We start from the raw sequence: 13,813 nt of genomic DNA on the forward strand, positions 1-13,813 counted from the left end.
ATTGCAGATGTAAACAACAACTTATTTGACTGACTTTATGGATTACGTATTAATTATGGCCGGTGGTATCGGATCCCGATTCTGGCCCAAAAGCCGCCTTAAGAGACCCAAACAATTCTTGTCATTTTTTGATGGTGAACCATCGCTTCTCAAATCGACTGTAGATCGCATTCTGTCTCTAATTCCGGCAGAACGCATCATCATCTCTACCAATTCCGATTATGTGGGGCTTGTAAAGGAAGAGCTCCCTGAAATTCCCGATGAAAATATTATCGGAGAGCCTGTAGCCAAAAACACCGCTCCCTGTATCGCGTTTGCAGCTGCTCTTATCCATCATCGGGACCCCGACTCAAACATGGTTGTATTGCCGTCGGATCACTACATTCGGCAGAATGATATTTTCCTGGATGACATCTCCGTTGCGTTAAACACACTGCAAAGTCAGGAAGATCAACTTATTACGCTTGGTGTCATTCCGAATCGGCCGGAAACCGGATATGGCTACATTCAATATGATGATCGAAACTCCGTCAAACTGGATGGCCACATTGCTTATCCAGTAAAAACTTTTGCTGAGAAACCGGATATGCAGACTGCCATTAAATTTCTGCAATCGGGCGATTTTCTCTGGAACAGCGGCATGTTTATCTGGAAAACACGAAGCATTCTCAAGGAAATAGAAACTCACCTGCCCGTACTGTATCATCAGGTTCATACCTTGATGCAGCACCTTGAGCAGAATGATGGCAGTATTGCCGATGATGTTTTAAAAACCGTATATGAATCGAGTTTTCCTGTTTCGGTTGATTACGGTATCATGGAAAAGTCGGAGAGTGTCATTGTTATTCCATCAAACTTTCACTGGAGCGACCTGGGCAGCTGGATGTCGGTATATGAAATACACAAAAATCGTGGTGATCAAGACGGGAATATCATCAACGCCGGCGAATCCCTCACGGTTAATTCCCAGAATTGCTTTGTCTCATCCGACACCAACAAGTTAATTGCTTTGGTTGGGCTGCAGGGTATTGGCGTCATTGAAACGGACGACTCCATGCTTATCTGCAAACTGGATCGTTCGCAGGAAGTGAAAGAGGTTTATGAAAAGTTGTCCGAATCCCGCAAAAAGTATTTATAGCAGACTGGCGGCAAGCTTTGATGAGTTATTCAACTGACGATTTTCAGGTCGTACCGAGTTTCCGTCACAGTTCGATTTGAAGCTGGTCATAAGCCAGACGAACATTTCCAGGCAGCTTTCGCGAGATCTCTTCATGAACGACGTACGGTGACATGTGTATCAGATAAGCTTTTTCCACGTTCAGTTTTTCTGCTGCTTCAATCGCTTCCGGGATTGTGAAATGTGTAGGATGGGGCGGGCTCCATCGCAGTCCGCTCATGACGACCACTTTTGAACCCATTATTTTTTCTGCCGTTGCTTCCGGTATGGCGCTGACATCTGTTATATAGGAAAAGTCATTTAACCGAAACCCGATTATTTCCATTTCACCGTGAAACACCGGAAGAGGTGTGATCCGGATATCTCCGACTTTTTCGGGTTGTTTCAGTATTCGAAAATCCAGATCCACCGATCCGGGAGTTTTATCCGGAGGAAACATGTAACTGAATCGCTGCATTATTACATCCCGTGTTCTGGCATTGGTATATGCAGGAATTGCCTGATTTTGGGCATAATTGTAGGCCCGTATGTCGTCGAGTCCGCCAATGTGATCGGTATGTTCATGTGTAAACAAAAAAGCGTCGATATGCTTTATCCCCGCGCGTAACGTTTGCAAACGGAATTCCGGGCCGGTGTCGATGACGAGCGACATTTCCTCTGTCCTTACCCAAACCGAGCAGCGATACCGCTGATCCCGGGGATCTGCACTTTGATTTTCCGAACCAAAACCCCCGGCAACCGGCACACCCATCGAGGTTCCGGTCCCCAGAAATGTCACCTTCATAAATTCAAACTGTTAGTTGGCAATTTTATCCTTCCACTTATCCATCTCCTTTCGAACAGCCGGCTTGACATACATGTCCTCGATTTTCTGGCCTGACAAGAATCGCATCATCTGGGCAATATGGAATTCCGGCGGATAATTCTTGTTGATCATGACCAGCCGGTCCCCTTCCAGCACGCAGAAATCGCCCCTGAAGTTTCCTTTCTCTTTTCTGATATGATAGCCAAGCTGTTCAATTATGGACTCTAATTCCGCTTGAAATTTTTCAGCTTTCATTGTTTCTAGTGGAAAAAATGTTGTGGGGGGATTATTGGGTCCAATATGTACCTTTCTTGAACGGTGGAGGAAGTTCTTGAAGCAATGTATCAAAAGCTGATTCCGAGGGTCACATTATTACTCTGGATGTCGTGATGATTTATATCACTACCTCCCGAGTATCGGCGGAAAGAATAATCAAAGCCGGCGACCAGACCGAATCTGCTTATCAGCTGATCCAGATGGAATCGCACGCTGCCATTTACGGCGCTGAATTGCCCCGAATCACTTCCCAAAGCAGAAAACGAAAAACCTATTTGAGGTATGGCTTCCGCAGACACTCTCATGGAACCGGAAATTTGGTAAAATAGTCCAATTCCCAGTCCGATTCCCACCGAACTTTGGCGAAAATGGTCGACATCTGGTTGGGATGAGTCCGTAGACCGGACCCTGATATAGTCTGTTGACAATTTTAGCGGCAGCGAAACTCCCATCCTGGCACTTCCCAAAAGAGGTGTTGCGGCACGAATATTGGCACCTGCATTGACGAAATTCAGCGTATCTGCACCTTCTGAACCCAGATTATTGCCATAAGCAACATAGGAGCGAAAACCGGGGACTTCAAACCTGAGGCGGTAAACCATGTCCGACCAGTCGTATCTGACCTGCCCGTTTTCATTGTTACCGAGTCGATAATCCATATTTATGAAATCCGGACCAGCAATCAGTACCGACTGAGCGGATCGTGTTCTTTGATCCGACTCCTCAACGGAAAACATTTGTGCAGGTGCTTCAGAAACAGCCGCCAACAAAACGCTGAACAATAACGTTACTGCCAGGCACAGATGAACCCTTCTCATCAACATAGCTTGGGATTTATATAAATTCATGGATTTGATTTGCAATGGCCTGCTTCACACACCTGCGCAACATCTCTTGCAATCAAACGGAACAGGAAATCAACACACGGCGGCATCGTTACATACCATCGGTCACATAACGAACATTACCGGGCGGCAAGTCTGTAAAAAATCATAATATAGATGATACATGTACTAATATCCAAAGAACCAGAGATGTACGACAACCTTGATAATCTGGTTACCAGATACAACACGCGCAGAAAATCGACAATTCACCTTGACTATTTCCCGAATTAGTGCGTATATTTGTAATCCTTGGTCCGGTAGTTCAGTTGGTTAGAACGCCTGCCTGTCACGCAGGAGGTCGTGGGTTCGAGTCCCATCCGGATCGCTAAAAGCGCAATCAATTGATTATCAATTGGTTGCGCTTTTTTTGTTTGTTCTGAATTTTGCATCATTTGCCCGATCACCATAGCGGTGTTTATAAACAATTGATATACAACAAGATAACCATTCAACGGCATGAAAGATTCATCCTGGTATCCGGAATATGACGTGATAGTGGTTGGAGGTGGACATGCGGGCTGTGAAGCCGCTGCTGCTTCTGCTCGCATGGGGTGCCGCACCCTTCTCATCTCGATGAATTTAAATTCAATTGCCCAGATGTCTTGCAATCCGGCGATTGGAGGGGTAGCAAAAGGGCAACTTGTGAGGGAGATAGACGCTCTTGGAGGGGTCATGGGAAAAGTGGCCGACTCATCAGGTGTTCAGTTTCGAATGTTAAACAAAAGCAAAGGGCCGGCCATGTGGAGTCCACGGGCCCAAAGCGACCGTTTACTCTACGCACAACATGTACGGGAAGAGTTGGAGACCATTCCAAAACTGCATTTTCGTCAGGATAGCGTCGTTGATCTTGCCACTGACAGCAACACTCAGGTTAACGGAGTAATAACTTTGAACGGCCTCAGGATTGCGGCCCGCTGCGTCATTTTGACCAATGGTACCTTTCTGAATGGAATCATTCACATCGGGGAAAAGCAATACGGCGGCGGGCGTTCGGGAGAACGAGCATCCACCGGTCTCACGGCATCACTGGAAAATCTTGGTTTTGAATCCGGCCGCTTAAAAACCGGTACTCCTCCTCGCCTCGATGGACGAACGATCAATTATCAAAGTCTCGAAATTCAATATGGCGATGATAAACCGGTTCCATTTTCTTTTTTAACAGATCGTTTGCCTGACCAACAGGAGCAGATGACTTGCTGGATTGCCTACACGTCTCCCATGGTTCACGACCTGCTTAGAACCGGATTTGACAGAAGCCCAATGTTCAACGGGCGAATTAAATCTACAGGTCCGCGCTATTGCCCTTCAATTGAAGACAAGATTCATCGTTTTGCTGATCGCGACCGACACCAGCTGTTCCTTGAACCTGAAGGGCGCACTACCTATGAAATGTATCTGAACGGTTTTTCTACGAGCCTTCCGGAGGATGTTCAGTACAAGGCCCTCAGGTCCATAAAAGGGTTTGAGGAAGTCATTATGATTCGCCCCGGGTATGCCATTGAGTATGATTTCTTCCCGCCTCATCAAATAAGTCGAAGCCTTGAAGCAAAAAATATTGACGGGCTCTTTCTTGCAGGACAGATTAATGGCACAACCGGTTATGAGGAAGCGGCCAGCCAGGGACTAATGGCCGGAATCAATGCCGCTCGAAAAGTTCAACAGGCTGATGAAGTTATTCTTGAGCGGTCACAAGCCTACATCGGGGTCCTTATTGATGATCTGGTTAACAAGGGCACTGATGAACCATATCGAATGTTTACCTCGCGTGCAGAACACAGGATCCTCTTGCGTCAGGATAATGCGGATCTCCGCCTGACCCCCCTGGCTATTAAACTGGGCCTTACTTCTGAGGAGCGAATTAGACGGCTCTCCGACAAAGAAACACAAACAGAACAGGTTCTAAATATTTTAAACGACCACAGCGCCAAGCCCGATATCTACAATCCTCTTCTTGACAAAACTGACCAGGCGCACCTCAAACAGTCGATAAAACTTCCCAAATTATTGGCCAGGCCACATATTTCTCTTACCCAATTGCTGGAGTATGACCTGGACCTAAAGTGTAAACTTGAGGCTTGTACAAATAACGAACTTGTATTGGAGCAAGCCGAAATTCAGATCAAGTACGAAGGTTACATTGAGAAAGAGCACAACATGGTTCGACAACTAGCCGAGAAGGAGAACCAGGCAATTCCAAAAAGTATCAAATACGAAAATATTCAAAGCCTGTCCAGCGAAGGGCGCCAGAAATTAATCAAGGTTCAACCCGAAACCATTGGACAAGCCAGCCGCATTAGCGGGGTTTCCGCAAGCGACATATCCGTTTTGATGGTGTATCTCAACATGTGAAATACAATGTTTCACGTGAAACATTGTATTTCAAAGTAAAGTGACTATCATGAATCCTGTTCCCGTATCTGATGTTTCACGTGAAACAATTGAAGCTGTCTACCGTGCTTTTAACAAAAATATACACGTTTTTGCCCGTCTGATAGACTATTGGTTGTCCTGGAATAAAAAAGTAAACTTGTTCAGCCGCGGGGTATCGGCTGCTGACCTTGAGAACCATATCACTCACAGCTTGTTCTTATGCTTTATTTATAGAAGTGAGCTTTCCTCACCAATAATTGATGCCGGGAGTGGGGGTGGTCTGCCAGGTATCCCGATGGCCGTGACAAATTCGGACATCCGGTTCTACCTGGTGGAGAAGGTGTTAAAAAAACACCTGGTGCAAAAAGATGTATTGCGAAAATTCCATTTAAATAATGTCGTTCCGATATGCAGTGATATCTCGTCCTTCCAGCTCAATGAACCTGTTCGTATCGTTTCCAAGCACGCTTTTCCGGTAGGCCGTCTGTTGGCAGCTGTATCTCATTTGCCCTGGTGTGAAATTACCATGCTGAAAGGGGACGATTACGAGAGTGAAATATCCGATCAGATGCATACGCTCTACTCATTTCATGCTAGTCGGCTGGATATCTCTCACACGTTTTTTCACAACAAATATCTGCTTTCTATTCAAAGGAACTCATAAAAAATGAACAGCAATGAGAGGCGTCTTAAAATACTTTATCAGCTCCAATCCGGTAAGAATCTCTCCATAAGGGATCTTACCGAATACTTTGGTATCAGCAGAAGAACGGTGTTCAGAGACCTTAGAGTTATTCAGGACCTAGGTGTTCCTATTATTCATGATCCCGAAACGGGTTACGGCGTAATGCGTGACGGCATGATTCCACCCATTATGTTCCAATTCAGAGAGCTTGCTGTCATTGTTATGGGGCTTTCCTTCGTAAAAGCGCAGGTTGACAGGGAAATGGTAAAAGATGCAGAGAATGTTCTTTTAAAAATTAAAAACGCAATCCCCCCCTCTCTTCAGAAGCAAATAGACGAACTGGAAAAAAGAACACTGGTATCGCCATATATAAAAAACATTAAGGACAGAGAGAAGGGAGGTGACTGGTTTGTGCTATGTTCATCATTTATCGAAAACAGACCCGTGTCATTTGTATACTTGAACGAACAGGGGGTTAAAAAACAGAGGACCGTTGACCCTCACATTCTTGTCTATTTTTCTGATCACTGGAATGCAATAGGGTACTGCCATGACAGGCAAACACTCAGAAATTTCAGACTCTCAAGAATGTCCGATATCAAGCTTTTGGAAAGTACCATACAGAAACCTTTCCATGACGTAACCGTCGACGAGCTGCTTTATGGGAGATTTGAATCAAGTACCACGGTAGTTGTTTCCATAGCAAAGGAAAAAGTATTCCAGTTTTTAACCGAGCTTCCTGGCAAAATAATCGACAAACAACCTGATGGTGACAGGATCCGAATATCATTCTCCATCGACAACCTCTCATATATCAATGAATGGTTGCTGAAATTCGGCCGGCATGTCCAGGTAGTAGCCCCAAAAGCTCTTCAAACAATGAGAGCTTCCTTGCTTGAAGAGCTTTTGGTGTCAAATAAATAATTTCTCCCTAGCTCTTTCACCCTTTACCATGCAATGATTGCAAAGAAAGCATTATCGAATACGTGAACATCAAAATAGTTCCAGATTTTGAGACGTTCTAAGCCTGTCATTCCAATATAAACAAGGCTTCCTACTCCAGACTCATCTGACCACCGTTTTCATCATCCGGCTTGTCATTATCGTGATCCGAATCAGAATCATTATTATTGCCCGGACTACCTTTAAGATCTACCTCCTCTCCATTCTCTCCGACCTTTTTCACACTATTGGTATCATCCTCACTGACAACACGGGTGATTCCAGAGATAGTATCCCCTCCACCCAGTCTCATCATCCGGACACCCTGCGTATTACGGCCCATAGATCGGATATCTTTACTGTGCATGCGAATGATCTTGCCCTTTTCGGTAATGATCATCAAATCATCATTGTCGCTAACTTCTTTTAGCGCAATAAGTTTGCCGGTTTTGGGAGTAATCTTGAGAGTAATGACACCCTTACCTCCCCTTGTTTGTTCGCGGTAGTCTTCAACCAGACTACGTTTGCCATAACCATGTTCTGAAACAGCGAGAACCGTGGCATCTCGAGTATTCTTGATAACCACCATATCCACAACCTTGTCATTCTTGTCGGAAAGACTAATTCCGCGAACGCCTCTGGTATTTCTTCCCATCAGACGAACATCCGTTTCCTTGAAGCGAATAGCTCGGCCGTTCTTGGCACCAAGAAGGATCGTACTGTTACCGTCTGTTAGACTGGCGCTCAACAGTTTGTCATCATCATCCACATTGATTGCAAGAATTCCGTTCCTTCTGGGCCGGCTGTAGGCATCCAGACTTGTCTTCTTAACAACCCCTTTCTCTGTTGCCATAATAATATTATGGCTGTTGGTATAGTCCTGGTCATCAAGGGTTTTAACAGGTACAAATGCCTGAACATGATCATCTTTGTCAATCTCAATGAGATTGACAATAGCCCTGCCACGGCTCAGCCTGGAACCCTCCGGTATCTCATAAACCTTCAGCCAGTAACAACGGCCGTTCTTTGTAAAGAACAGGATATAGTTATGATTCGTCGCTACAAACAGATGCTCTACATATTCATCATCTTTTGTAGTTGCACCTCTCATCCCGGATCCACCCCGCTTTTGTCTTCTGTAGCCACTAACAGGAGTTCTTTTGATATAGCCCTTATTGGAGATAGTTACAACAACATCTTCATCGGCGATCATATCCTCGATATTAAACTCGTCCGCAGAGTGTACAATCTGCGTTCTGCGTTCATCCCCATATCTTTCCTGAAGAGAAACAAGCTCCTCAATAATAATTTCGTTTTGGGCGTCCCTGCTAGTAAGAATTCTGCGATACTCCTGAATTTGATCAAGAATGTCTTTGTATTCCAGCTCAATCTTGTCCCTTTCAAGGGCGGTCAGTTTCTGGAGACGCATATCCAGTATTGCTTTAGCCTGAAGGTCTGTCAGCCCAAACCCTTTTCGAAGCCTGCTGTTTGCTTCCGGGACATTCTTTGAAGAACGGATGGTTTGAATCACTTCGTCAAGATTATCGACACCAATCTTGAGACCTTCCAGAATATGAGCACGCGCCTCCGCCTGATCCAGATCATACAGGGTTCTCCGAATGATCACCACAATTCGGTGTTCAATAAAATGCTCGATAATCTCTTTGAGATTCATAACCTTCGGACGCCCCCTCACAAGTGCAAGGCTGTTAACTCCAAAGGTGTGTTGCATCTGGGTATACTTGTACAACTGATTCAACACGACACTGGGCACGGCACCGCGTTTGAGCATGATGACAATGCGCATACCCTCGCGATCCGATTCGTCCCTGACATCCGTGATTTCAGTAATTTTTTCTGTCTGAACCAGGAATGCGATTTTTTCAATAAGGCTCGCTTTATTTACCTGATACGGGATCTCGGTCACAACAATCTGTTCCCGGTTGCCGCGTAATTCTTCCACAGAAGCCAATGCACGCAGCACAACTCGGCCACGACCTGTTTCATAGGCCTCTTTTACACCTTCGTATCCGTAAATAATTCCACCGGTAGGGAAATCCGGAGCTGTAATATGCTTCATCAGCTCGGAGATTTCTATTTCGGGATTGTTGATAAGCGCCTTGATACCCTCGGTGACTTCCGTCAGGTTGTGAGGCGGCATATTGGTTGCCATCCCAACCGCAATCCCCGATGCACCGTTAATCAGCAGGTTGGGAACCATAGACGGCATGACCGTGGGCTCGGTCAGCGTATCATCAAAGTTTGGCTGATAATCGACGGTATTCTTATTGATATCCGCGAGAATTTCCTCCGAAATTCGATCCATTCGGACTTCGGTATATCTCATTGCCGCAGCCGAGTCACCATCCACAGAACCAAAGTTACCCTGCCCGTCCACAAGCGTGTATCTCATGGAGAAATCCTGAGCCATTCTGACAATGGTATCATATACCGCCGAATCTCCATGCGGGTGGTACTTCCCGAGCACTTCACCAACAATTCTCGCACTTTTTTTGTACGCCCGGTTGTGAAGCATGCCAAGTTCGCTCATACCAAACAGGACCCTGCGATGAACCGGCTTCAGTCCGTCCCTGACATCAGGCAGTGCCCGTGAAACGATAACCGACATGGAATAGTCGATGTACGAAGACTTCATTTCGTCTTCGAGATTGATTTTTATAATCTTATCAGACATTTCTTATAGTTGTGCTTTAGATATCAAGTTTGGCATACTTGGCGTTTCTCTCGATAAATGCCCTTCTGGGTTCCACAAGATCGCCCATGAGTACAGTGAAAAGCTTGTCGGCAGCCGCCGCGCTTTCTACCGTAACTTGTTGCAAGGTTCTTGTTTCCGGATTCATCGTTGTTTCCCAAAGCTGGTCGGGATTCATTTCACCAAGACCCTTGTATCTCGAGACATCGATTTTGCGTGTTGTTGACCTCAATGACTTCAGTATTGCATCGCGCGCATCATCATTCCACGCATACTCGATCTTTTTGCCTTGCGTGATTTTGTAGAGAGGCGGGGTGGCGATATAAACATGTCCTCCTTCAATCAGGGGTTGCATATATCTGTAAAAGAACGTCAAAAGAAGAGTGCGAATATGAGAGCCGTCGACATCCGCATCTGTCATTATGATGATTTTGTGATAACGCAGATTTGAAATATCAAAATCCTCTATAAATCCGACACCGACTCCAAGTGCGGTAATCATGGCTCTAATCTCATTATTCTCAAGAATCTTTCCGACTCGCGCCTTTTCCACATTGAGAATCTTGCCTCTGAGAGGAAGAATAGCCTGGAAACTTCTGTTTCTGCCGGTTTTGGCAGATCCGCCGGCAGAGTCACCCTCAACAAGATAGATTTCACAATGGGCCGGATCGTTTATGGAGCAGTCTGCCAGTTTGCCCGGCAATCCCATTCCTGCCATAGCACTTTTGCGCTGGACGAGTTGCCGTGCTTTTCGGGCCGCCTCACGCGCTTCGGCGGCCCTCATGACCTTTTCAATTACTGATTTGGCAATCTTCGGGTTCAACTCAAGGTATTCGTTGAGTTTTTCGTAAACCACAACCTCAACGGCACTCTGCACTTCCGAGTTTCCAAGTTTGGTTTTGGTCTGACCTTCAAACTGTGGTTCCGCTACCTTAATGCTGATAACGGTAGTAAGTCCTTCTCTGAAGTCTTCGCCGCTGACACTTACCTTGCCCCGGATCAATCTGTTCTTCTCTCCATAGTTTTTCAGAGCCCTTGTCAATGCCCTCCGAAAACCGGAAATATGTGTTCCCCCCTCATGCGTATTAATGTTATTGACATATGAGTGTACATTCTCCGAGTAGGAATTGTTGTACTGCATTGCCACTTCAACCGGAACATTGTCGATTTCTCCAGAAAAATAGAGCGGTTCCGGCACAATGGAGTCCCTTCCCTCATCCAGGTATTTCACAAAGTCTCTGATTCCACCTTCATAGTGAAACACTTCGCGAAGTGGTTCCGCCTCTCTCGTATCCGTCAATTCGATGGTAATTTCCGGATTGAGAAATGCCAGTTCCCGCATTCGTTCAGCAACGATATCAAAACGGAACTCGTGACCTTGTGTAAAAATGGTGGGATCCGGAAGAAAATGGATGCTGGTCCCGGTTTCATCCGTCGTTCCCGTCTTTTTAAGGGGCGTTACGGTTTTTCCATAGGCAAAACCCATACGGTGAATTTCGCCATCTCTGTGAATTTCGACATCGAACTGACTGGAAAGCGCGTTCACACAACTTACGCCCACACCGTGAAGTCCCCCAGAAACCTTGTACGAATCCTTGTCAAATTTTCCACCAGCGTGCAGTTTGGTGAGAACGAGTTCCACGGCCGGCATTCCGAACTTTTTATGCATATCTACCGGAATACCCCTGCCGTTATCAACTATCGTAATGGAGTTGTCTTCATTAATAGTCAGTGATATGTAATCACAATAACCGGCAAGCGCTTCATCTATGGAGTTGTCAACCACCTCGTTAATCAGGTGATGAAGTCCTCTCTGCGAGGTATCTCCAATATACATGGAAGGCCGTTTTCTTACCGCTTCCAGGCCTTCGAGAACCTGGATATTGGATGCTCTGTATTCCGGTTGTTTTGCTTCACTCATGGTACTATAGCCAGGTTGATTGAATTAATCACAGAGAGGCCGGAAGGACCCCACCATTTTTCTTCCATTTTAATAAGTGAAAATAGCCCTTAATCGCATCTTTTCAAAACAAGTAACCATCGAATTCGGCTTCAGACACAAAATGCCACTGCGCGCCATTATGACCCTGCCCCTGAACTTGTTACTTGTTTTGAAAGAGAAAAAATGTTTGTTACTTGTTGATAATTCCTCTATTTTTGCTTTCTGTTTGCAATAATTAACTTGAATGATCTGAACCACCATGTCATTACGAGACGATATATTCGGAAGCAAGGCCCAAAACGGCTATCGGTCTTCCAAGTCCAATAATAAAACGAAGCATCGTTTTAAATTGAATCTTCAGAAAAGGAGATTTTACATTCCTGAAGAAGATCGCTGGATCACATTGCGTGTTACTGCCAAAACCGTTCGGACGATCAACCGAAAAGGTGTAACAGCGGTTTTGCAGGAAGCCAGAAAAAAAGGCACCCTTAACAAAAACATCTGAATCCCGTTATGGCCAAGGCTAAAGGTAATCGCGTACAAGTCATTTTGGAATGCACGGAAGCGCCCGGAACATCCCGGTATGTCACCACGAAAAATCGCAGAACGACCACTAATCGTCTTGAGTTGAAGAAATTCAACGCGAAACTCAGAAAACACACTCTACACAAAGAGATTAAATAAGGAAAGGTATTATGGCCAAGAAACAGGTTTTCGGTGAAGAGGTACTTGCTGCAAAGGCAGCCCAGAGGAAAATGGCCAAAGTGATTCTCTCAAAAAAATCGGCCAAAGGAAAAGTCTCTTTCAGTGAGACAACCATTGACCAGGACAACGTGAAAGATTTTATCTCTCGCAACAAATCCTGACAGCATCTGTTTATTCGATTTAAAAAGGTTACGCATCTGTTTGTGTAACCTTTTTTTGTTTAATGAAACTGACTACTTTGCCATATATGCCGGGCCATCATTTTCGGGCATGGTATCCTGTTACAAACATGTATATTCCCCTTTCGCTATGAGCAAAACGTACGAAACCATTTTGTCGGATCTAAAAACAGCCATGAAGTCGAAAGATTCCGAACGGCTTCAGGTACTGCGTTCTCTCAAGTCCAAACTTCTTGAGAAGGAGATCAGTGAGAGAAAGGGCGATGAAGTAAAACTTTCCGAAGAGCAGGTCAGGGAGGTGCTGATGAAAGCAGCCAAGCAGCGCAAGGACTCGATTGCTCAATATCGGGACGCCTCCCGCAATGACCTTGCCGAAACGGAGGAAAAGGAGCTGGAAATAATTGAATCCTACCTTCCCGAAATGCTCTCGGAAAATGAAATCAGGTCGATCGCCATGGAAACGATCAAGGAGTTCGGTGCTGATTCTACTGCCGAAATGGGAAAGGTGATGGGAGCTTTGATGCCAAAAGTAAAAGGAAAGGCCGACGGGGCACTGGTTAACCGTGTTGTGCGCGAGTTACTTACTTAAGTTATGAATCTACTGGACGGCCTCGCACTTTTGTTCATTCTCTACTTTGCCTGGAGGGGATATCGAAACGGGCTGATCAAGGAGGTATTCAGAATCGTTGGCCTCGTTCTTGCGGGATTTGTCGCCTTTCAATATGCCGATTTGGCGGGTTCATTAATCAGGCCTGTACTGGATATTGACCCGCAGTTCATCCCTTATATTTCCTTTACGGCTCTGTTTGTTTTGGCCATGGTTGCCGTTCAGCTGGGCATTGCATTTCTGGACGCCCTTATCCAGCTCCTGTTACTGAGTATTCCAAACCGACTTTTGGGTTCCCTTTTTGGTGTATTAAAAAGCAGCCTCCTGGTAAGCATTGCCCTGATTGTGCTGTCCGGTTTTGGCATACCCGGCAGTGAAACCCGAAACCAATCCGTTTTATATAAATCGCTTGTAAAAGTTGCGCCGGCTTCCTACGACATTGTTGCCAGAGTGCTCCCCGGCGTCAAGCCCTACAAGGAGTCTGTAGAAGAGTATCTATCCATCCCTGATTAACCGATTAAAATT

Annotated in this window: 14 protein-coding genes and 1 tRNA gene; 10 read left to right on the plus strand and 5 right to left on the minus strand. The window is 45.5% G+C overall.

The window, feature by feature from the left end; translation table 11 throughout:
- Positions 1-25 precede the first annotated feature (25 nt).
- Positions 26-1,138: a mannose-1-phosphate guanylyltransferase gene (locus tag QA596_05825; GenBank protein ID MDG5766977.1), complete on the plus strand. Its 1,113-nt coding sequence runs from the start codon at positions 26-28 to the stop codon at positions 1,136-1,138.
- A 64-nt stretch (positions 1,139-1,202) separates the two neighbouring features.
- Here QA596_05825 and QA596_05830 read toward each other — a convergent pair whose 3' ends face one another.
- From QA596_05830 to QA596_05840, 3 genes are all read right to left on the minus strand, one after another.
- Positions 1,203-1,961 (minus strand): MBL fold metallo-hydrolase, encoded by a 759-nt coding sequence (locus QA596_05830; GenBank protein MDG5766978.1) that lies wholly within the window; start codon positions 1,959-1,961, stop codon positions 1,203-1,205.
- A gap of 12 nt (positions 1,962-1,973) precedes the next feature.
- Complete coding sequence (locus QA596_05835) at positions 1,974-2,237, minus strand: hypothetical protein (protein ID MDG5766979.1); 264 nt, start codon at positions 2,235-2,237, stop codon at positions 1,974-1,976.
- An 89-nt stretch (positions 2,238-2,326) separates the two neighbouring features.
- Entirely contained in the window at positions 2,327-2,917 is a 591-nt protein-coding gene (locus QA596_05840; protein MDG5766980.1) for a hypothetical protein, read from the minus strand.
- A gap of 479 nt (positions 2,918-3,396) precedes the next feature.
- On the opposite strand from QA596_05840, the gene QA596_05845 reads away from it, so the two are divergent.
- The 4 genes from QA596_05845 to QA596_05860 all read left to right on the plus strand — a co-directional run bounded on the left by QA596_05845 (position 3,397) and on the right by QA596_05860 (position 7,124).
- Positions 3,397-3,470: transfer RNA gene (locus QA596_05845), tRNA-Asp, on the plus strand.
- 131 nt (positions 3,471-3,601) lie between these two features.
- Positions 3,602-5,494 (plus strand): tRNA uridine-5-carboxymethylaminomethyl(34) synthesis enzyme MnmG, encoded by a 1,893-nt coding sequence (gene mnmG, locus QA596_05850; protein MDG5766981.1) that lies wholly within the window; start codon positions 3,602-3,604, stop codon positions 5,492-5,494.
- A gap of 49 nt (positions 5,495-5,543) precedes the next feature.
- The gene (locus tag QA596_05855; GenBank protein MDG5766982.1) at positions 5,544-6,179 is read left to right on the plus strand and encodes a class I SAM-dependent methyltransferase; all 636 of its coding nucleotides are present in this window, start codon (positions 5,544-5,546) and stop codon (positions 6,177-6,179) included.
- Positions 6,180-6,182: 3 nt separating this feature from the next.
- Entirely contained in the window at positions 6,183-7,124 is a 942-nt protein-coding gene (locus tag QA596_05860; protein MDG5766983.1) for a YafY family protein, read from the plus strand.
- 130 nt (positions 7,125-7,254) lie between these two features.
- Here the strand turns inward: QA596_05860 and gyrA are convergent, their stop codons facing one another.
- Both gyrA and gyrB read right to left on the minus strand, forming a co-directional pair.
- Complete coding sequence (gene gyrA / locus QA596_05865; GenBank protein MDG5766984.1) at positions 7,255-9,837, minus strand: DNA gyrase subunit A; 2,583 nt, start codon at positions 9,835-9,837, stop codon at positions 7,255-7,257.
- Between the two features lie 16 nt (positions 9,838-9,853).
- Positions 9,854-11,776 carry a DNA topoisomerase (ATP-hydrolyzing) subunit B gene (gyrB, locus tag QA596_05870; GenBank protein ID MDG5766985.1) on the minus strand — a complete coding sequence of 641 codons (1,923 nt, stop codon included), beginning with the start codon at positions 11,774-11,776 and terminating at the stop codon, positions 9,854-9,856.
- A 280-nt stretch (positions 11,777-12,056) separates the two neighbouring features.
- Between gyrB and rpmB the strand changes: the two genes are divergently transcribed.
- The 5 genes from rpmB (at position 12,057) to QA596_05895 (ending at position 13,801) form a co-directional block, all read left to right on the plus strand.
- Positions 12,057-12,302, plus strand: a complete 246-nt coding sequence (gene rpmB / locus QA596_05875) for a 50S ribosomal protein L28 (protein ID MDG5766986.1) — start codon at positions 12,057-12,059, stop codon at positions 12,300-12,302.
- An 8-nt stretch (positions 12,303-12,310) separates the two neighbouring features.
- Positions 12,311-12,481, plus strand: coding sequence for a 50S ribosomal protein L33 (rpmG, locus tag QA596_05880; protein ID MDG5766987.1), 171 nt, complete (start codon positions 12,311-12,313; stop codon positions 12,479-12,481).
- 11 nt (positions 12,482-12,492) lie between these two features.
- Entirely contained in the window at positions 12,493-12,663 is a 171-nt protein-coding gene (locus tag QA596_05885; GenBank protein MDG5766988.1) for a DUF4295 domain-containing protein, read from the plus strand.
- 148 nt (positions 12,664-12,811) lie between these two features.
- Positions 12,812-13,270 (plus strand): GatB/YqeY domain-containing protein, encoded by a 459-nt coding sequence (locus tag QA596_05890; GenBank protein MDG5766989.1) that lies wholly within the window; start codon positions 12,812-12,814, stop codon positions 13,268-13,270.
- Positions 13,271-13,273: 3 nt separating this feature from the next.
- A complete protein-coding gene (locus QA596_05895; protein ID MDG5766990.1) occupies positions 13,274-13,801 on the plus strand; it encodes a CvpA family protein in 528 nt (175 codons plus the stop codon).
- The last annotated feature ends 12 nt before the right edge of the window (positions 13,802-13,813 follow it).

The organism is Balneolales bacterium ANBcel1 (assembly GCA_029688905.1).
Taxonomy (GTDB): Bacteria; Bacteroidota; Rhodothermia; order Balneolales; family Natronogracilivirgulaceae; genus SLLW01.

Bases quoted from the DNA above. Each gene is read 5' to 3' on its own strand.
- QA596_05860 (MDG5766983.1), top strand. From the start codon at position 6,183: ATGAACAGCAATGAGAGGCGTCTTAAAATACTTTATCAGCTCCAATCC.
- gyrA (MDG5766984.1), bottom strand. From the start codon at position 9,837: ATGTCTGATAAGATTATAAAAATCAATCTCGAAGACGAAATGAAGTCT.
- QA596_05895 (MDG5766990.1), top strand. From the start codon at position 13,274: ATGAATCTACTGGACGGCCTCGCACTTTTGTTCATTCTCTACTTTGCC.
- QA596_05840 (MDG5766980.1), bottom strand. From the start codon at position 2,917: ATGGATTATCGACTCGGTAACAATGAAAACGGGCAGGTCAGATACGAC.
- QA596_05890 (MDG5766989.1), top strand. From the start codon at position 12,812: ATGAGCAAAACGTACGAAACCATTTTGTCGGATCTAAAAACAGCCATG.
- QA596_05855 (MDG5766982.1), top strand. From the start codon at position 5,544: ATGAATCCTGTTCCCGTATCTGATGTTTCACGTGAAACAATTGAAGCT.
- gyrB (MDG5766985.1), bottom strand. From the start codon at position 11,776: ATGAGTGAAGCAAAACAACCGGAATACAGAGCATCCAATATCCAGGTT.
- QA596_05830 (MDG5766978.1), bottom strand. From the start codon at position 1,961: ATGAAGGTGACATTTCTGGGGACCGGAACCTCGATGGGTGTGCCGGTT.
- mnmG (MDG5766981.1), top strand. From the start codon at position 3,602: ATGAAAGATTCATCCTGGTATCCGGAATATGACGTGATAGTGGTTGGA.
- rpmG (MDG5766987.1), top strand. From the start codon at position 12,311: ATGGCCAAGGCTAAAGGTAATCGCGTACAAGTCATTTTGGAATGCACG.
- rpmB (MDG5766986.1), top strand. From the start codon at position 12,057: ATGTCATTACGAGACGATATATTCGGAAGCAAGGCCCAAAACGGCTAT.
- QA596_05885 (MDG5766988.1), top strand. From the start codon at position 12,493: ATGGCCAAGAAACAGGTTTTCGGTGAAGAGGTACTTGCTGCAAAGGCA.
- QA596_05835 (MDG5766979.1), bottom strand. From the start codon at position 2,237: ATGAAAGCTGAAAAATTTCAAGCGGAATTAGAGTCCATAATTGAACAG.